General features: G+C 64.7%; 20 protein-coding genes. 12 read left to right on the top strand and 8 right to left on the bottom strand.

What is annotated here, in order from left to right; translation table 11 throughout:
* Positions 1 to 16: 16 nt before the first annotated feature.
* A complete protein-coding gene (locus OG326_RS27370; protein ID WP_327139995.1) occupies positions 17 to 1,138 on the bottom strand; it encodes a FecCD family ABC transporter permease in 1,122 nt (373 codons plus the stop codon).
* The gene (locus tag OG326_RS27365; protein WP_327139994.1) at positions 1,135 to 2,172 is read right to left on the bottom strand and encodes a FecCD family ABC transporter permease; all 1,038 of its coding nucleotides are present in this window, start codon (positions 2,170 to 2,172) and stop codon (positions 1,135 to 1,137) included. Before OG326_RS27365 ends, OG326_RS27370 begins: the two co-directional genes overlap by 4 nt.
* 113 nt (positions 2,173 to 2,285) lie before the next feature.
* Between OG326_RS27365 and OG326_RS27360 the strand changes: the two genes are divergently transcribed.
* The 6 genes from OG326_RS27360 to OG326_RS27335 all read left to right on the top strand — a co-directional run bounded on the left by OG326_RS27360 (position 2,286) and on the right by OG326_RS27335 (position 8,434).
* Positions 2,286 to 2,993, top strand: a complete 708-nt coding sequence (locus OG326_RS27360; RefSeq protein ID WP_327139993.1) for a hypothetical protein — start codon at positions 2,286 to 2,288, stop codon at positions 2,991 to 2,993.
* Positions 2,994 to 3,074: 81 nt separating this feature from the next.
* Positions 3,075 to 4,121, top strand: a complete 1,047-nt coding sequence (locus tag OG326_RS27355; RefSeq protein WP_327139992.1) for an ABC transporter ATP-binding protein — start codon at positions 3,075 to 3,077, stop codon at positions 4,119 to 4,121.
* 37 nt (positions 4,122 to 4,158) lie between these two features.
* Positions 4,159 to 5,205 carry an extracellular solute-binding protein gene (locus OG326_RS27350; RefSeq protein WP_327139991.1) on the top strand — a complete coding sequence of 349 codons (1,047 nt, stop codon included), beginning with the start codon at positions 4,159 to 4,161 and terminating at the stop codon, positions 5,203 to 5,205.
* Positions 5,206 to 5,207: 2 nt separating this feature from the next.
* Positions 5,208 to 6,935 carry an ABC transporter permease gene (locus tag OG326_RS27345; RefSeq protein WP_327139990.1) on the top strand — a complete coding sequence of 576 codons (1,728 nt, stop codon included), beginning with the start codon at positions 5,208 to 5,210 and terminating at the stop codon, positions 6,933 to 6,935.
* Positions 6,932 to 7,858: a metallophosphoesterase family protein gene (locus OG326_RS27340; RefSeq protein WP_327139989.1), complete on the top strand. Its 927-nt coding sequence runs from the start codon at positions 6,932 to 6,934 to the stop codon at positions 7,856 to 7,858. The genes OG326_RS27345 and OG326_RS27340 overlap by 4 nt, the downstream gene beginning before the upstream one ends.
* A 27-nt stretch (positions 7,859 to 7,885) precedes the next feature.
* A complete protein-coding gene (locus tag OG326_RS27335; RefSeq protein ID WP_327139988.1) occupies positions 7,886 to 8,434 on the top strand; it encodes a hypothetical protein in 549 nt (182 codons plus the stop codon).
* Positions 8,435 to 8,470: 36 nt separating this feature from the next.
* On the opposite strand, the gene OG326_RS27330 is transcribed toward OG326_RS27335, so the two are convergent.
* Both OG326_RS27330 and OG326_RS27325 read right to left on the bottom strand, forming a co-directional pair.
* On the bottom strand, positions 8,471 to 10,915 hold the full coding sequence (locus OG326_RS27330) for an ATP-binding protein (protein WP_327139987.1): 2,445 nt from the start codon (positions 10,913 to 10,915) through the stop codon (positions 8,471 to 8,473).
* A gap of 6 nt (positions 10,916 to 10,921) precedes the next feature.
* Positions 10,922 to 11,308 (bottom strand): hypothetical protein, encoded by a 387-nt coding sequence (locus OG326_RS27325; protein WP_327139986.1) that lies wholly within the window; start codon positions 11,306 to 11,308, stop codon positions 10,922 to 10,924.
* A gap of 564 nt (positions 11,309 to 11,872) precedes the next feature.
* Here OG326_RS27325 and OG326_RS27320 point away from each other — a divergent pair.
* Both OG326_RS27320 and OG326_RS27315 read left to right on the top strand, forming a co-directional pair.
* On the top strand, positions 11,873 to 12,145 hold the full coding sequence (locus OG326_RS27320) for a YciI family protein (protein ID WP_327139985.1): 273 nt from the start codon (positions 11,873 to 11,875) through the stop codon (positions 12,143 to 12,145).
* Between the two features lie 78 nt (positions 12,146 to 12,223).
* Positions 12,224 to 12,730: an excalibur calcium-binding domain-containing protein gene (locus OG326_RS27315; RefSeq protein WP_327139984.1), complete on the top strand. Its 507-nt coding sequence runs from the start codon at positions 12,224 to 12,226 to the stop codon at positions 12,728 to 12,730.
* Positions 12,731 to 12,966: 236 nt separating this feature from the next.
* Here OG326_RS27315 and OG326_RS27310 read toward each other — a convergent pair whose 3' ends face one another.
* Genes OG326_RS27310 through OG326_RS27295 form a run of 4 tightly spaced genes read right to left on the bottom strand, consistent with a single transcriptional unit; the run spans position 12,967 to position 15,199 of the window.
* Positions 12,967 to 13,488 carry a DUF6879 family protein gene (locus OG326_RS27310; protein WP_327139983.1) on the bottom strand — a complete coding sequence of 174 codons (522 nt, stop codon included), beginning with the start codon at positions 13,486 to 13,488 and terminating at the stop codon, positions 12,967 to 12,969.
* Positions 13,489 to 13,546: 58 nt separating this feature from the next.
* Positions 13,547 to 14,380 (bottom strand): helix-turn-helix domain-containing protein, encoded by an 834-nt coding sequence (locus tag OG326_RS27305; RefSeq protein ID WP_327139982.1) that lies wholly within the window; start codon positions 14,378 to 14,380, stop codon positions 13,547 to 13,549.
* Positions 14,377 to 14,883 carry a DUF6879 family protein gene (locus OG326_RS27300; RefSeq protein WP_327139981.1) on the bottom strand — a complete coding sequence of 169 codons (507 nt, stop codon included), beginning with the start codon at positions 14,881 to 14,883 and terminating at the stop codon, positions 14,377 to 14,379. The genes OG326_RS27305 and OG326_RS27300 overlap by 4 nt, the downstream gene beginning before the upstream one ends.
* The gene (locus OG326_RS27295) at positions 14,870 to 15,199 is read right to left on the bottom strand and encodes a hypothetical protein (protein ID WP_327139980.1); all 330 of its coding nucleotides are present in this window, start codon (positions 15,197 to 15,199) and stop codon (positions 14,870 to 14,872) included. Before OG326_RS27295 ends, OG326_RS27300 begins: the two co-directional genes overlap by 14 nt.
* 208 nt (positions 15,200 to 15,407) lie before the next feature.
* On the opposite strand from OG326_RS27295, the gene OG326_RS27290 reads away from it, so the two are divergent.
* The 4 genes from OG326_RS27290 (at position 15,408) to OG326_RS27275 (ending at position 18,365) form a co-directional block, all read left to right on the top strand.
* Entirely contained in the window at positions 15,408 to 15,884 is a 477-nt protein-coding gene (locus tag OG326_RS27290) for a hypothetical protein (protein ID WP_327139979.1), read from the top strand.
* Between the two features lie 179 nt (positions 15,885 to 16,063).
* Positions 16,064 to 16,453, top strand: a complete 390-nt coding sequence (locus OG326_RS27285; RefSeq protein WP_327146598.1) for a PaaI family thioesterase — start codon at positions 16,064 to 16,066, stop codon at positions 16,451 to 16,453.
* Positions 16,454 to 16,563: 110 nt separating this feature from the next.
* Positions 16,564 to 18,006 carry a HAMP domain-containing sensor histidine kinase gene (locus OG326_RS27280; RefSeq protein WP_327146597.1) on the top strand — a complete coding sequence of 481 codons (1,443 nt, stop codon included), beginning with the start codon at positions 16,564 to 16,566 and terminating at the stop codon, positions 18,004 to 18,006.
* 56 nt (positions 18,007 to 18,062) lie between these two features.
* Entirely contained in the window at positions 18,063 to 18,365 is a 303-nt protein-coding gene (locus OG326_RS27275) for an urease subunit gamma (protein WP_327139978.1), read from the top strand.
* The last annotated feature ends 6 nt before the right edge of the window (positions 18,366 to 18,371 follow it).

Here is an 18,371-nt window from a genome sequence, read left to right as displayed (position 1 = left end):
GTCTTGCTTTCCGTTGTCACAGCGTCGCCTTCCGATTGGTGCGCACTAGCAAGTAGAGCAGGAACGGGCCGCCGACGCCCGCGGTGATCACACCGACCGGCACATCGATGGGAAATATGGTGCGGGAGATCAGATCCGCGCCCACCACCGAGATCGCGCCGACAAGGGTGGAGGCGATGATCGGTTCCCCCGGAGTGCGCAGCAGGCGGCGCGCGATCTGCGGCGCGGCCAGGCCGACGAATCCGAGCGGTCCGGCCGCGGCGGTCGCCAGGGCGGCGGCGATGACGGCGGCGGCGAGCAGAATCGCCTGCTGCGTCTGAATTCTCACACCGAGTACCCGAGTGGTATCGGTGCCGAACCGCAGTGCGGCGAGCGTCCGCGCCGATACCGCGGCGACCACCAGGGTCACGGCGAGACCGAGGGCGGCGGGCACCAGGGTGGACCAATCCGAACGGTCCAGCGACCCGGTGAGCCACAGTTGCGCGTGGGCCGCATCGCTGAGCGTCGCGCGGGTGAGCTGCCAGCTCACCACCGACAGCAGCGCGGCATTCACGCCGATGCCGATGAGCACCAGGCGAAATCCCATCACCCCGCTGTCCCCGGTGGTGGTGCGTCCCCAGGCCAGCAGATAGATGACGATGGCCGTCAACAGGCCTCCCGCCAGCGCGGCGGCCGGAACGCCCAGTGCCGCAGCCACTCCGGTGGCCGTGCCGCCGGTGCCGACCATGACCGCCACGGCTCCGCAACTCGCGCCCGTGGTGATGCCGAGAATGTCCGGGCTGGCCAGCGGGTTGTGCAGGATCGACTGGGTGATCGCACCGGCCAGGCCGAGCGCCGCGCCGACGACGACCGCCGTGAGCGCCCGGGGCAGTCGCGAATCCATGATGACGAATCGCTGGGCGCGCGAACCACCGCCGGTCAGCACATCCAGTACCCGGCCCAGCGGAATCTGGAAGTCGCCGGTGGCGATATCGAGTGCGAACAGGGCCAGCAGTACCGCGATCAGCACCGCGATGATGAGCAGCGCACTGATGCGGAGCACCGTCGAGAAGCCGTGCACGCGCAGTGCCGGTCGTACCGCGCGCACGGTGCGGGCGGGTGGGTCGGGCACGACGGCAGGGGGCGTCGGAACAGTCACAGGCTCACCAGCTTTCGGCGGCGTACCAGCAGAATGAAGAACGGGGCGCCGAGCGCGGCCAGCGTGAAACCGGCCTGTAGTTCGCCGGGGCGGGCGATCAATCGGCCGGTGGTGTCGGCCAAGAGCAGGACGATCGCTCCGAGTAGTCCCGAATAGGGAACCAGCCAGCGGTAATCCGGTCCGGTAATACTGCGGGCCAGGTGCGGAACGATCAGGCCGAGGAAGGCGATCGGCCCGACGGCGGCGGTGGCCCCGCCCGCGAGCAGGACGACCGAGGCCAGGCCGAGCGCCCGGCTGCGCCCGAGCTTCACCCCGAGCCCGCGTGCCACATCGTCGCCGAGTCCGAGCAGATTCAGGCCCGGAGCGGCGATGAGAGCCAGCATCGCACCGAGGATGAGGAACGGGAGGACCTGCCGGAACACCGAGGCATCGTGCCCGGCGACATCGCCGACCACCCAGTACCGGTAGCTGTTGAGCGCTGTTTGATCGAGCAGTACAACCACATTGGTCATGGCTTGCAGGAATGCGGTCACGGCCGCGCCCGCCAGCACCAGGCTCAGCGGGCTGGCCTTGCCACCGCCGATGGCGGACACGCCGAACACGACCGCGCCCGCGATCAATGCGCCCGCGAAGGCGAACCAAATGAACTGCGCCGGAGCGGTGAGCGCGAAGAGATGGATGCTCAGCACGGCCAGAAAAGCTGCGCCGGCATTGATTCCGAGTAATCCCGCGTCAGCCAACGGATTTCGGGTATAGCCCTGAATAAGAGCCCCCGCCATCCCCAGTGCCAGACCGGTGATGAGCGCGAGTCCGGTTCGTGGTAACCGCAATTCGCGCACGATCTGTCCGGCCGTTCCGTCGGCGGGGCATGACAGCGGTAACCCCGCCGGACAGGTGAGTGCATCGAATACAGCAGCGAGTGGCAGTGAACGCGATCCCAGAGCGATGCTCGCGATCACGGCGCACACCAGTAGCGCGGCGAGCAGGACCAGTCCGGTCAGACGTCGCCGTCTGGTGGTGGCTACGGCGGGCACGGTGACGAACCACTCCTGTTGTGTTGATTGCTCTCGTTAGCTTGGTAAGCCTAACCTATCTTCTACCTCGTTGCGTACCCACTGGCCTGATTTTCGATGAATGAGGAGGTTCGATGCTCGAACCCGTAACCGTGTGCACGCCTCGCGATTCCCGGATCGCTTTCGGCCGGGCCAGCGCCCGCCTGCGTGGCCTGCAACCGGAGCACCCGCGCGTCTATGCCGTCGCCGTCATGGCTGAACAGGGCAAACGGCGCTGGTGGCGATTGGCCGATGGAATTCGTGAGGGTCGCATCGAACTGATGTACCGCCGCCATGTCGCCGAGATGGCCAATGCCGAGATCGCCGCCGAGGTGGTGGCCACCGCGCTCATCCACGCGGTGGTCGGCCGGGTGATGGCCATGCTGGTCTCCGAGGGCCGGGCCTGGGATCCGGGCCTGGAGAATCTGTGGATCCATACCGACAACGACGGCGGGATCGACTGGGCGGGCCTGGTGGACACCACCATTCGCGTGGTGGACGGCGATCGCCTGATCGGCCAGCCGGGTGTCGTCGCGCTGCCGTGCGAACAGGCGCTGTACGTATGGCTCGCGCATCGCTGTGAGCCGGGGCTGGCGCTGGTGCAGGAGGCGATGGCGCGCTGCGCCGGACTCGGTGTGCGGCGCTTCTGGTCGCTGGTCGCGGAGTCCATTGTCGGTGCGGCGACCTATGTCCCGGCGCTGGCGGGCACGTCCTCGTCGGAGGGCGCACAACGTGGCCAGGCCATGCTGGCGGCGCTGGAGGATCGCGGTCTGCCGGTGCGCCGGACGTGCTTCGTCCGATAACCGGCGGGTGACCGTAGAAGTCACTCACAATTCACTAGACCCGCCCCATCGAGACAGAATCACTGCTTACCGTCACCGCCTATGTCGGAAGCGGACCATATCGGAGCACGGGTTGTGGTGGAGGGATTGTCCCGCACCTACGGTGACGGGACGGGGCTGCAGCCGACCGATCTGGTGATCGAGCCCGGTGAATTCCTGTCCGTCCTCGGCCCGTCCGGCTGCGGTAAGTCCACCCTCCTGCGGTTGCTGGCCGGGCTGGACGAGCCGCAGCGGGGGCGGATCCGATTCGGTGACCAGACGGTGTGTGATACCGAGTCGGGGGTGTTCGTTCCCCCGCGGGCGCGGCGGCTGGGCATGGTGTTCCAGGATCTCGCGCTGTGGCCGCATCTGACGGCCGCCGCCAATGTCGGTTTCCCCTTGCGGGTTTCGGGCGTCGCGCGGACCGAGATCGAGACGCGGGTCGCCGATGCGCTGGCGCGGGTCGACCTCGCCGGTGCGGCGGGCAAGATGCCGCACCAGCTTTCGGGTGGTCAGCAGCAGCGGGTGGCCATCGCGCGCGCCCTGGTGGCGCGGCCCGCGCTGCTGCTGCTCGATGAGCCGCTCTCCGCACTCGATGCCGCGCTGCGCGAGCAGTTGCGCACCGAAATCCGTTCGCTGACCACGGAGTTGGGGGCGACGACGGTATTCGTCACCCACGATCAGGCCGAGGCAATGAGCATGTCGGACCGCATTGTGGTGATGCGGGCCGGTCGTATTCTGCAGGTCGGCCGGCCCGAGGAGCTCTACCACGGGCCCGCCGATACGTTCGTGGCCGGATTCGTGGGGACCTTCAACCCGCTGCCGAGCGGGGGAGGCGTACGCGCCGAGCGCGTGCGAGTTCTTGCGGACGGCAAGGCGACCGGGTCGGCGAATGGTGTTCTCGCGCACCGTAATGGCACTGCCGCGGAGGCGCTCACCGTGCCCGCGACCGTCCGCTCGGCCGTATTCACCGGCGGCAACTACCACCTGCACTGTGAGGTCGCCGGAGTCGACCGGCCCTGGATCGTCCCGCACCCCAGCGCGCACGCGCCGGGCACCGAGGTGCGCCTGACGCTGGACGCCGCCGATGTCATCGTCCCGGCCTCCTGAGCTTTCGCTGTACCGCTTTTCGAAAGGAATCATTCCGATGTCTCTGTCTCGCCGCGCCTTTGCCGCGGCCGTCCTCGCCTCGGCCCTCGTGGTCGCCGGGTGTGGTTCGGCCGACGACTCCGCTCCGGCTGTCAAGCCCGCGGCGACGTGGACCGCTCCGGCCGGGTTGTCCGGGGATCTGACGCTGTACTCGGCCAATCCGCAGGAGCTCACCGACGATCTGGTGGCCGCGTTCACCAAGGCGTCCGGGGTGAAGGTGAAGACCTTCGGCGGCGAAACCGGCAAGATCACCGCGAAACTCGATGCGGAATGGCAGAACCCGCAGGCCGATGTGGTGTACCTGGCCTCCTGGACGCCGGTCGCGAAGTACGCCGCCGACGGCAAGGCGCTGGTCTACAGCCCGCAGGACGCGGACAAGATCCAGCCCGGCTGGGCCGATAAGGGCAATGCGTTCACCGGCCGCGACGGTTCGGCGCTGACCATTGTCGTGAACACCAAGGCCGCTCCCGGCACGCCGAAGGACTGGTCCGATCTCACCGCGCCCGAATACAAGGGCAAGGTGATCATGCCGGATCCGCGCGAATCCGGTACCGCCGCAGACCTGGTCACCGCCATGACCATCGCCTGGGGCAAGGACAAGACCTGGGAGCTGTTCGACAAGCTCTTCGCCAACGGCATGGTGGTGCACGGCGCCAACGGCCCGGCGCTCGACGATGTCACCGCGGGCTCGCACGCGGTGGTGCTCGGCGGCGTCGACTACTCCGCCTACGCGGCCATCGACAAGGGTGAACCGCTGCAGGTGGTTTCGCCGGCCTCCGGTACCACCATCACGCCGCGACCGGTGTTCATCGTCAAGGATTCCAAGAACCCGGCCGCTGCTAAAGCGTTGGTGGACTTCATGTTCTCCCCGCAGGGACAGGCGATCTCCGCCGCCCGCAAGATGATTCCCGCGCGCACCGATGTGCCTGCCGCCGCCGGTACCCGCTCCTACGCCGACGTCAAGCAGCTGAACTTCACCTGGGATCAGGCCAAGGCCAGTGGTAAGGACGTGCTCGCGGAGTTCACCAAGCGGTACCTCGGCTGATTGTGACCACTGATATCGACTCCGGCGGAACCGATCTCGGCTCCGCCGGAACGAAGACTCGATTCCGTTCCGGTGCGGGGGTTTACGCCCTGCTGGCGCTGCTGCTCGTGGCGGTGGCGGCGCCGCTGATCGCCATGCTGATCCGGGCTGTCACCGGGTACAACGGTGATCCGTCGGCGCTCGGGCAGCTGCTGCGGCCGGAGAACCTGCGGATCGTCGGCAATACGGTGCTGCTGGGTGTGCTGGTGGTCGTCATCTCGACCGCGATGGCCGCGCCGCTGGCATTTCTCATGTCGTGGACTCGGCTGCGGCGGCATCGCTGGATCGATATCGCGGTCATGGTGCCGTTTCTGACGCCGCCGTATGTGGCGGCCATGGCGTGGCTGGATTTCACGCGCATCAATGGGCTGGGGGAGCGGTGGCTCGGCGCGTCCGGTGGCGCGCTGGTGCGCTCGGTGGTGGAGTCTCCGGTCGGCATGGCGGCGATCATGTCCTGCGAGATCTTCACCTTCCTGTACCTGCTGCTGCGCAATCGCCTCGATGCGGTGCCCGCCTCGCTCGATGAAATGGCCGCGGTGGCCGGGGCCTCGGCCGGGCAGCGGTTCCGGCTGGTGCTCGCACCATTGCTCAGCCCCACCTACGCGCTCGGCGCGCTGATCGTATTCATCCGGGCCGCAGGGGAATTCGGTACTCCCGTCACGCTCGGCAACCGGATCGGCTTTCCGGTCCTGGTTTCGGAGATCTACGGCAATGTCACCATCGACCCGCTGAATTTCCCTCGGGCCGCGGCGTTTTCGACCGTGCTGCTCACCATGGGCATGACGGTCTGGGGTCTGCAGCAGTGGATGAGCCGGCGGGAAGTGCCGTTCGGCGGCCGGGTGGCGCGCCGCACGCGGGTCGATACCGGCTGGTGGACCGCGCCCGGATGGCTCTGGATCGGGCTGGTGCTGCTGATATCGGTGCTGGTGCCCTACATTTCGATCATTCTCGGGGCGATGACCGTGCTGCGGTCCAAGCCGCCGTCGATGGACAATCTCACCTTCGACTATTTCGCGCGGGTGCTGCGACCGGGCCGCGGGCTGGATGCCCTGCAGAACAGCATCACTTTGGCGCTCATCGCCGCCACGGTGGCGACGGTGCTGGCGGTGGCGTGCGCCATGGTGATCGCCCGGCGGCGAGGCGCCGAAACGCGGGCTCGGGCCACCGCGCGACGCGGCATCGATCTGCTCGGCATCGCCCCCGATACCGTGCCGACCATCGTGCTGGTGATCGGGTTCATCTTCCTGTGGAATGCGCCCTGGTTGCCGTTCACGCCGTACAACACGCGCGCCATGGTGGTGCTCGCGTATGTCGTCATCACCTTGCCGGTGGTGCTGCAGAACGTGAAGGTGGCCTACGCGGCGGTCGACGACAAGTTCCTCGAGGCGGCCGCCACCTCCGGCGCCACCGCGTGGCAGACCCTGTGGCGCATTACGATTCCGCTGCTCATGCCCGGCATCGTGGCGGGGTGGCTGCTGGCGTTTCTGCTCGGGGTGCGCGAGGTTGTGGCCTCCTCCATGGTGCGGCCGGCTTCGCTGCAGTTGCTGTCGCCGTGGATTCTCGGCCAGTTCGACCAGGGGCACCGTGCCGAGGCCATGGCCATGACTGTGATCGGCGTCCTCGGCTCCACCGTGGTACTGGTCGTCCTGGAGTGGTGGCGAAACCGTATGAGTGAGAAGCGATCTCGATGATCCGCCTCGCGCATCTGGCCGACCTGCACCTGGGTGCGCGATTGCGTGCGGTGCCCGAGTATCCGGGCTGCCCGCCGATCGACCCGGTGCAGATGGCCTACGACGCCTTCGATGCCCTGCTGCGTCATATCCTCGACGGCGGTTACGACGGCGTGCTCATCGCGGGCGACCTCTTCGATCGCCACGAGGCGACCTCGCGCGCGGCGAATACGGCGAACGCGGCACTGGCCGACCTGCACGACGCGGGCATTCCGGTAGCGCTCATCTGGGGTAATCACGACGCCGAATCTCCACTGCCCGAACAGCTTCGCCCACCGCCGAGCTGCTGGGTGGCGCCGATCGAGGCGCCGGGCACGCACTACTGGCCGGACAGCGGGATCGTGGTGCACGGCCGGTCCATCGGTGACCCCGACGAATTGCGCGACCTTGCCGCCGATTACCCGGAACCCGTCGACGGCTGGACCAATATCGGACTGCTGCACACCAGCCTGACCGGAGGTGACAGCCGTCGTCCCTGCGCGCCGACAACACTCACGACACTGACCGCCAGCGGCTATGACTACTGGGCCTTGGGCCACGTTCACCGGCGACTCCAGCTCACCGACAACCCCACGGTGGCGTACGCCGGAAATCCCTACCCGGCCCGAAAGACCGAATACGGCCCACGCGGATTCCTCGAGTTCCGCCCTGCCGAACCCGCCACGGCAATTCCGATCGACACCACCCCCGTAGTCCGCGAAATCCTCACCGCCGACACCGAATCCGACATCTGGAAACGATTCGCCGACTACCTCCCGAACAACCGCACCACCATCTGGACGCTTTCCGGTCCGCCCGAACTCCTCGATTCCGCCCGGGAAGCCGCCCGTCACTACCCCGGATTCGCCGTCGCGGACGGCCGAGCGAAGAACATGCCCGGATAGGTCCCCGATCGTCGGTACTGTGCGGGTATGGGTTCGCCTGCCGCTCGTAGTCCGATCATCACCAGCCACCCGATCGTCGACGCCGTCCTGGACCGCTACCGCCCGCAACTGGGTGAGGAGTACGACGCCTACCGCAACCACGTCCTGCGCGGATTCAACTACCAACTGCGACTTCTCGGCGTCGATTCGCTCCCCGACTCGGCCGCCCTCGCCTGGGCGATCCACGACCTGGGCGTCTGGACAGCGAAAACAATGGACTACCTCGAGCCCTCCGCAGCCCTGGCAGACGAGTTCGTCGACAAGTTCTCCATCGCCGACCCCGACCTCGTGCACCGAATGGTCATGGACCACCACCGCATTCGCCCGGTACAGGAAGACCGCCTCGTCGAAACCTTCCGCATCGCCGACCTCGTAGACGCCAGCCACGGCCTGCTCCGCAACCAAATCCCCCGCGCCACAGTACATTCCGTCGTAGCCGAACTACCCTACGAACACTTCCACCGAATCGTGCTCACCGGCATCATTCGTCATGCGGTACGCCACCCACTCACCCCCGCACCGATGTTGCGCTGGTAGCCGTATCGAGTGCGAGCGGTCGGTCACTCCCAAGCATTATTGAATGCTGTCGAGATAACTCTCTGTAGAGTCTGCTTCGGCGGCACCGATGCGGCGGTAGATCGTTATTGCATCTCGCAGCTCAGTCAAGGCGGCTGTGTGGTCGCCCAGCTGTATCCGGCAACGGGCAGCTCCGTCGAGACCTCGAGCCTCCTCTATCGGGTTCTTGATCTCGCGCGCCAGTCGCAACGCAGCGACGTGCGCTCGCAGCGCGTTCGGGTAATCGCCCGAATCGATCAGGACTCTGCCTATACGATTGAGTACCTCGGCTTCGCCGAACCGAGTGTTGGTCTCGCGGTAGATATCAAGCGCTCGTTGAAGTAGGTCCGCCGCTGCCGAGTAGCTACCAGTCAGAAACTGGACCCAGCCGAGATTGCTCAATGAATTGGCCTCACCTAAACGATTGCCCATCTCGCAATAGGTGGTATTCGCTTTTCGGAGCGCTACGGTTGCGGCAGCGTAGTCTCCCACTAGATATTGGATGGTGCCGAGCTCGTTGAGGATATCGGACTCCGAGAGACGGCGTCCGATGTCCTGGACAATCGTGAGAGCTCGCTCGTATAGATCTATCGCCGCTGGGTAATCACCGATCGTATGCGTCACCCACCCCGAGTTGCAGAGTGCATCGCCTTCGTTGGCGGTGCTGCCGATTTCCTGGTAGATCATCGTTGCCTGCCGGTAGAGGTCGGCTGCCGTCGAGTAGTGGCCCATTCTCTGCCATGTCCGGCCCAGCTCGTTGAGCGCGGTGGCTTCGCCCAGGCGGTCGCTGATGTCGCGGTAGATCGCGACTGCCTCTTGATAAAGGCGTCTGGCCACGGGGTAGTCACTCGTCAGGTGCCGGACCAGACCCAGACCGAACAGCGAGTTGGCTTCACCTACACGATTACCGACCCGTTGATAGATGGCCAGCGCACGGTCGAACAATCCGGCCGCAACTGGGTAGTCATCGGTCCAGACTCGGATTTCGCCGAGATTGTAGAGGGCATTCGCCTCGTCAAGGCTGTCACCGATGTCATGGGCGAGACCGACGGCGCGTTCATGTAGTGCAATGGCCTCCGGCCAAAGACCCGCCAGGTTAAGGAATTCCGACAGGCCACAGGTTAGCTGTATAGCGCTGGGCACCAGGTCGTTCGCTACGGCGTATTCCAAGCAAGCCAAAAGGTTAGTGTGGTCAGTGCCCAACCATGCCATCGACTCCGAGCAGGTGTCGAGGCTCGGTGCCGAAGTCGGTGTGACTGCACCCAAATCCGGTCTCGGGCGGGTGACCCGTGCAAGGCGACGGCCAGCGACGTGAGCGGTGTGCTGGTAGTAGTGAAAGAGCCTGCCGACCGCTTGTGACCGCTCGTGCGCGGGATCTTCTTCTGCAAGAGTGCGGGCATAGTCGCGCAACAGGTCGTGCAACCGGTAGCGACCGGGTGCCGTCTCGTCGATGAGGTGGACTGTGTACAGCGCATCGAGTTCTCGCCGTGCGGTGGAAACGGGGATGTCGTCCAGGGCGGCGGCCGCAGAGGCGTCGATATCTGGGCCTGGGTGCAGCCCGAGTCGCCGGAATAGGCGCTGTTGATGCGCGGGAAGGTCTTGGTAAGACATCGTGAAAGCAGCATAGACGGCACGCTCTCCTACGTCGAGCTCCCCGAGTCGGTCTCTCGCAGAAGCGAATTCGATCGCCGTCGCTGCGATCGTCCACGCTGGATGGTGAGCGAGGCGACCGGCAAACAATACAATCGCCAAGGGTAGGTATCCGCACAGCCACACGATCTTTCGCGCCGCGACGGTGTCGCTGGCGGTAGGCGTGCGTCGGGCTAACGCGTAGAACAATTCGATTGCAGCCCGAGGTGTCAACGGGTCCAAAGGTACCGACATTGCGCCGTCCAGGGCGATCAGCCGGCGGCGGCTGGTCACCAACGTCAAGCACTGCCGCCCGGTCGGCAAGAGTGGCTCGATCTGTGCGGTGTCCTTGGCATCGTCAAGAATGAGCAGAACACGTTTGCCTGCCGAGCGAGTTCGCCACATATTTCGGCGGTCCTGCAAACTTTTGGGGACGACGCGGGGATCGACGCCGAGATCGGAGAGCAGTCCGGCAAGCACGTCAATAGGTTCTGCTGGGGCCTGACCCGGGGTATGGGCGTTGAGCTCCACGAAGAAGCGGCCGTCGGGAAATTGATCTGCTAGCCGATGGGCTGCACGGGTGACCAGCGCAGTCTTGCCGACTCCCGGCATACCGTCGACAGCGCAGACCGATACAGTCCGGCCCGGTTCCGCCGCATCGACGATCCACTGGAGCTCCTCGTCCCGGGCGACCAATGTCGATATATCCCGGGGCAGGGTATCCGTCACTGTGCGCTGCGGTGGAGTCATCTGCATGTTGATCGGACCGTCGTTGTCACCAGCGATATTCGCTTGTCGTGCTTGATCGTTGGCGCCGGGATGGAACTCGGTCATCGTTACTCAGAGGTTGATCTGGCCGAGGTTATCGCCGCGGAAATTGACCTGTTTTGCGTTGTCGAAAGCCTGTGCCAGGAAGCTGTCCACCGTCCGATCGCGACGAGCGAGGGTCACGAGCCGCTCAAGTTCAGCACCGAAATCGGAGTCTGTCTTCGCGGCTTCGGAGATCCGCGTCGCGACGAGTGCTCTGGCTGCGTCTGTCGAAGTATCCGCCAAAGCAGTTACTGCGCTTTCGGTTTCGCTGTCGCCACGGAACTTTGCGGCCACTACTTCTCGTAAACGCTTGACCGTTGTCCAGGTGCTTTCTCCCGCCTCCTGTGCGAAGCGTTCGCCGAATTTCGACGCCAACAACGCTGCTGCTGCGATTCCCAACGACACCGGCTCCAACATGGTCGTCCCCTTCCCCGACGGCAACTGCATGCCGAGACTTGCCAGCGTACTGCCAGCCTGGTCTCGAAGCGAGTACTCGGGTCGGGCCGCTCGGCCAAGGGATGTTGCGAAACGGGTTGCGGCACAGACAGGTTGCTCGATCCTTCCCTAGAAGCTGCGTACGTGGCGCCTCTACGCCAAGAACACACACTGACCGACATCGGTGTGCGGGTACTCATTTTCGGCGGAAAGATGCTCGTGCCCAAACGGGATCGTGCTCGTCGCCCACGCAGACAGTTGTTGTTCCGACCAGCCGGACGGCCAAGCATGGAACTTGTTGTGAGCTACTCGTCCGGCAGCACATGGACACGTGCGAACCAGTGACTGATGTGAGCGTTGTACATGTCCGGAGGTCGCTAGGTTGCCGTGAACGGGTATGGGCGCGTGCTCATGCGCTTTCCGTCGCGGATGTCGACTGGGGCACCGTGCACCGAGGTGACGTTGCGCTGGTAGCCGCTACCGCGCGTATGCGGCTTGTAGTGTCCGGAGGCACGCGGTCCCAATGAGCCGAGAGGAAGTCAACCCATGAAAGCCGTCGTGTTCTACGAATCCGCAGACGATCTCGCCGAGAAGGCCCCTCAGCATTTCGCCGCGCACGTGGCCCAATACCAGCCCTACATCGACCGCGGCGACCTCCTCATGATCGGAACCTTCGCCGACCCCCAGCAAAACGGTTCCATGGGCATCTTCGCCACCCGCGAGGCCGCCGAACAATTCGTAGCGAACGACCCCTTCGTCCTGCACGGCGTCGTCAAGAGCTACCGCATCCTGGACTGGAACGAGGCCCTCGCCGAGTAGCTCCGTGCCTCTCGTGTGACCGATTGTGCCGATCGTTTGCTGAGCCCTGTACGCCCGCGTCGACAGCGCGGATCGTTCATGGTCCACGAACCTTCCAATAGCAGTGTGTTTGCTCGTGGCAGGTCGAGTTCAATCGATGAAGGATCACTCGTGTCAGCGCTACGACAAGGCATTCTGGTCGCCGCAGCCATCGCTGCGGGCGTGGTACAGATTTCAGCCTGCGGATCGGCGACAGAACCTTCGTCCGCGACGCGGACGAGCATTGTCGCAGCGGTAACTACTGCGGTTCATGCCATGAGCCCGCTGTCCGCCACGGCGACGCCGGACAGCACCACAGCGACCACAGAAACTCTCCTCACGACATTCGCTCCAGCGCTCCGGCAGCCCGAAATCACCACCGTGCCAGAGGTTCCGCTCCCGCCCGCGCCACCACCGGCAGTCGTGCCGACAACGGATGCGCCCTCGGCGTACTACAGCAGTTGTGCGGAGGCGAGGCGAGCCGGCGTCGCCCCTCTGCGCAGAGGTGACCCTGGCTATCGGCCGGGGCTCGATCGCGATGGGGACGGCATCGCATGCGAGAAATGAGCCCCACCTTCATGGTGACCCCGGCTGTTCCGTCGGCGTCGCCGCAGAGGACTTGCTTTGTTAGGTAAGCCTGACCTACACTCGGAATCGGCGTTAGGACCGAGTGAGTGTTCCGGAGGGCTGCCGAGAACCCCCGGTCCCTTGCCGCGGCGGGTTCCCCTACCAAGGGGAGCCCGCCGCTTCGTATTCCGAGCACGCATGCGCAGCTGGGTGATCGTGAGCCCAGCCGTCACCGCTCACCTCTTGATTCGGTACTCCGCGTGCGGTGTCGCCAAGCTCCACACGCGATCACGGACACGGCGGCAGTACCCACTGATTCTCGGGTCTTTGGTGACGGCAAACCCTCCCAGGGTTTCGTCTGGCCTGAATGCCGTGAATGCCACGGTGTTGTCGTCGAACAGCCACCAATCATCTGCGGTCAGCTCGTCAGGATCGATCGCATGGCGTGGGAGCCAGCGGATTTCCTCGCCGGAGTCGACGTTGCTTCCGGTTGTGGCGTAGAGGAATCGCGTGTAGTCGGTGTGGGGTTCGGTGACCACTCGGACACGCTGCACTGCCCGCCCCGATTCCGTGACCTCACGAACGAGGTCGTCCCAGTGCAACCACTCGGGGTCATATTCGAACTCGCCGGTTTCGAGGAACTTCGCCAGCGCTTCGGCTTCGTCCGTAACCGCGTAGCTGTCCTGAACCTCCAGATGAAAAGCGCGCCGGCATCGCCTGAGCAGCTGTTCTTGTTCATCAGCAGTGAGTAGATACATCGTCCGGGCGGACTCCCTTCCATCCGATACCTCGACAGTCCGTTCCTCGGTTAGCGGATCAATTGGCTCTGGAGTCGAGGATCTTGCGGACCAGTTCTCTCGCTACCTCGCCGTAAGAAGCTTGCTCGGCGAGTCTGGCGAAGGTCTTTTCATACAAGGAAACTTCGCCGGGCTGGGTAATGGTTGACTCTGCGGTGATGGTCTCGATCAGCACCCTGGACTGGTCGTAGATTGCAAATTCTGTTGTGCGATAGAAGAAGGGGGCCTGTAGGGGCACGATCCCTACGACGACGCTCGGCAGGGTCATGATTTCGAGCATGTGCGAAAGCTGTTCTTGCATAACGGCATTACTTCCAACGGTGGCATACAGTGCTGGTTCGCCGATCAAGAAGTAGAAGCGGTGGCGACCTTGGCGTAGGACTGTCTGCCGCTTCATGCGCGCTGTGACCGCGACGTCACGGTCTTGGCTGATGTGGAGGAAGTCGGCAGCGGCTGACAGGATCGCGCGGGCATAGTCTTCGGTCTGCAGTAGTCCGTGCATGACCTGGGGGTCGTAGCTGCGTATGAGCCCTGTACGGGTTTCGAGGCCACCTATTTCGGCTTGGTGGCGAGCGTGGCCGGTGCCGACAATCCGTCGCCATTCCTTCCATGCGGCGTTGACATTGCGGAGCGTCGCACGCAGGTCGGGGTAGGCGAGTTCGGCGCCGGTAAGCCGGCACCAGGTCTCCAAGTCCGCTTCGGTGAGCGAGTGCGCCCCGCTCTCGATTCGGGAAACCTTCGACGCTGACCACCCGGCTTGTTCGGCGAGTTGATAGGCGCGTAGGTGTGCCGCGAACCGGAGGTCACGGAGTCGAGCCCCCAGATCGCGGCGACCTTGGCGAACATCTGTCACGTCACGTAGTCGTTGTGTCGAATGGCCTTACCCCACAGCTGATCACGCAGTTGGGCACAGTGGCCGGCGATGGCCGGATCATCGCTCGCAACCCATCCCGGCAAAGCGGTGCCATCCTGCTCGAAGACAGTCCACGCGACAATGCGGTCATCGAACAACCACCAATCATCATCGGCTAGCCCAGGGGGTGCATCTGTCCTGGGAAGCCAACGAATGTCCTCACCGGCAGCGAGACTGCCTGGGGTAGTGGACAACGCGAATCGAACGTAGTCGGTGTGGGGTTCGCTGACTACGCGGACACGTTGCACCGCCGTGCCTGTGGTGGTGGCCTTCCCAACTAGGGTGTACCACTGAGCTGTAAATGCCGGGTCGAGCGTCTCTCCGGCCAGGAACCGTTGTAGCGCTTCGGCTTCCCCGGGTACACCGGTGTAGTCATCCCGCACCTCCAGGTGGAATGCGCGTTGATGATTGCCGAGGGCCGCAGCTAGTTCATCGAACCCCATTCGGCGCATCAGGCCTCCGTTCTGCGGTCACGGACACTTCCACGACGGTTTCGTGGGCTGGTGGCCGCACCTGATCCAGAGCTTCGATATCGGTGACCGAATCTCCGGTGAGGGTGAAAGTGCCGTGCCCACTGTCGTACAGCGTGGCACCGAGGCAGGTTCCCGGCTGTAGAAACCTGATCAGCCGGTGTGGAATCTCGATGGTGGCGGGTTGGCTGGTCCGCCATCCCTGAACGAGGTAGGTATCTCGATCGCTGCGGTACAGGGTGGGAGATTGTCCGTTGACGGAGTCTCCGCCGAGTCGTTCGAGCTTCATGGGAGCTTTCCCCCTACTGGGTGTCGTGAACTTGCACTGACATTGCAATCGTCCTCAGCTTCAGCAGCATCGGTCAACGATCCATGCAAGAAACTGCAAGATGCTCGCGTGCTGAATGCCCTCGTTCGTACCTTCGAAGCAGGCGTTCGGGGCTGGTGTAGCCGTCCTGGTCCCGAGCGGCCTCACCAACTGACGACAGGGGCCGGTCATGGCTGACGAAGCGGAGCGCGCGCGACTGTTCAGGTTCCCCGGTGGGGTGCTCGAACTCCGAAGCGCCGGAGATGTAGGCGATGACTGTACCGGGTTCTATCTCGAGTTCTGTGGGCAGGCTGGAGATCAGGAAGGGGCTGTAATGCGTTGGAAGCCAACATGTATCGGGTACTTGCAGGCCGATGTGTCGGGGCTAGAGCAGCTTTGGGATCAAGCCCGAATCCGGAGGCTTGCAACGCGTCTCGGGTATGACTTCGCGGACATGGTGGTCTATGACCCGAAGTTCATCGGTCGGCCACCATTGGCGCGGTTGCGGGCGCAAGCCAGCCGGTTGGATGCCGAGGCGGTCATAGTTCCTACCCCGGAGCATTTCGAGGGTGGGGAGATACCGAGGGCGCTGGTGCAGCAACTTGACGTCATCACTGTGGACCCTGAAGAGACCTACGCGCGGCGCGAGATGCTGAGCAACTCATAGGGGCTACCGGAAGCTGAGTAGTCGCGTTCTGCACCCTGAGATTCCCCGGACTCGCTCTGCTGATCGCCGCGAAAACGGGGCTGGTTAAGCTCCAATGTATGAGTGCTGATGAGCATGTGACCACGGGTGTTGACGACTTCTCGTCGCTCAAGTCCATGGCTGATGTGACGCCCGAGCTGATGAACAAATTCAGTGAGGGCTTCTTCACCGATACGTTCGGGTTGAAGCTCACCGAGATGAGTGCGGACCGGGTGACGGCGGAGTGGGTTGTCACGCCGCAGCAGTTTCAGCCGGCGGGGATTGTGAACGGTGGCGTGTACTGCACGGTGATCGAGACCCTGGCGAGTATCGCGGGGAGTGTGTGGCTCGGCGATCGCGGGACCGTGGTCGGGGTCAATAACAACACCGACTTCCTGCGTGCGGTGCGCGACGGTGTGCTGCGCGGGGTGGCCACGCCGGTGCACCGGGGCCGATCGCAGCAGTTGTGGGTCGTGGTCATTACCGATGAGCAGGATCGTACGGTGGCGCGCGGGCAGGTCCGGTTGCAGAACCTCAGTCCGCAGGGCTGATTCGGCCGCTGCTCTCAGTTGCTTCTCAGTCGCTGTGGGCAGCATGGAGGTATGCGCAATTCTGGTGCTCGCGGCATGCGCTCGTGAGTAGAACCGTCCCACGCCGTCCGGTGGTCGCCGGGCTCGGGAACGCACCGGAATCCGATCCGCTCCCGCCGCTGCCGTCGGCCCGCTCGGTCTCGCTGCGCTGGCGCGTCATGCTGCTGGCCGCATCGGTGGTGACGGTCGCCGTGGCCTTCACCTCCATCGCCGCCTATGCGATGGTGGCGCGCTCGCTGTACGCGGATGTGGATTCGCAATTGCGGACGCGGGCCTCGGTCATGATCGCCAACAATGTCGACAGCATGAACTATCTGGAGGCGCTCACGCTCGGGAGCCTGTTCTCGAACGATATCGGTGTCGCGCTGATCTATCCGGACAGCAAGTCCGAGGGCTATGTGATCGGGCAGGATGCCGCACCACCGATCGGCAGTCAGGAGCTGGCGGTGGCGCACGGGGATATCGCCTACTCGCTGCGCACCGTCGGCAATCAGCGGGTGCTCGCGGAGCGGACGCATTCGGGCTCCACGCTGGTGATCTCGCAGCGGCTGCAGCCCACCCAGAAGGTGCTGGATCGGCTGGCGTGGCTGCTGTTCGTGGTCGGCGGTTGCGGAGTCCTGCTCGCCGCCGCGGCGGGAACGGCGGTGGGCCGCACCGGTTTGCGGCCTATCGCCCGGCTGACCGCGGCGACCGAGCGGGTGGCCCGCACCGATGACCTGACCCCTATCCCGGTGACCGGTGATGATGAACTCGCCAGGCTCACTGAGAGTTTCAACACGATGCTGCGCGCGCTCACCGAATCCCGGGAGCGGCAAAGCCGTTTGGTGGCCGACGCCGGTCACGAACTCAAGACACCGCTGACCTCGTTGCGCACGAATATGGAGCTGCTGATCGCCTCCTCTCTTCCGGGTGCACCGCGTATTCCGGACGAGGACATGGTCGAACTGCGCTCGGACGTCATGGCGCAGATCGAGGAATTGTCCACGCTGGTGGGCGATCTGGTGGACCTGGCTCGCGAGGACGCCCCCGACACCGTCTACGAGCAGGTCGACATCAGCGAAGCGGTGGATCGCGCCCTGGAACGCGTCCGCAGACGCCGGGCCGGAATCGATTTCAGCGTCGAACTGCGCCCGTGGCTGGCCTACGGACACGAGGCCAGCCTCGAGCGCGCGATCATCAACGTTCTCGACAATGCGGCCAAATGGAGCCCCGAGGGCGAACAGGTGCGGGTCGGCATGCGGGAGAACGACTCGGGCCTGATGGAGCTGATCGTCGACGATGCGGGCCCCGGCATCCCCGCCGCGGAGCGGGAGCTGGTCTTCGAACGCTTCTACCGGGCGACGACCTCGCGCTCGATGCCCGGCTCGGGGCTGGGCCTGGCGATCGTCAAGCAGGTGGTCATGAACCACGGCGGCACCATTGCCGTCGAGGCCTCCGACCGGGGCGGGACCGTGCTGCGCATCGTGCTCCCGGGCGAACGCGGCACGCCCGCGGCCTACGAAACATCGAGGTAATACGGGTCGTGCCAGAATGTGCGACGACCCGCCCGCAACCTCGGTGAGGAGCCCGAATGCGACTGTCGCCGCACGAGCAGGAACGCCTGCTCCTGAGTTATGCGGCCGAGCTGGCTCGGCGACGGCAGGGCCGCGGGCTCAAGCTGAATCACCCCGAGTCGATCGCGCTCATCGTCGATCACGTGCTCGAGGGCGCGCGCGACGGCCGGACCGTCGCTGAGCTCATGGCCTCCGGGCGAACCGTGCTCACGCGCACCGACGTCATGGACGGCGTGCCGGAGATGATTCACGACGTCCAGGTCGAGGCCACGTTCCCGGACGGCACCAAGCTCGTCACCGTCCACAATCCGATCGGCTGATACCTC

This window comes from Nocardia sp. NBC_01327, from assembly GCF_035958815.1.
GTDB lineage: Bacteria > Actinomycetota > Actinomycetes > Mycobacteriales > Mycobacteriaceae > Nocardia.
Note: the sequence above shows the minus strand (reverse complement) of the source record. Positions and strands in the feature narration are given on the sequence as shown.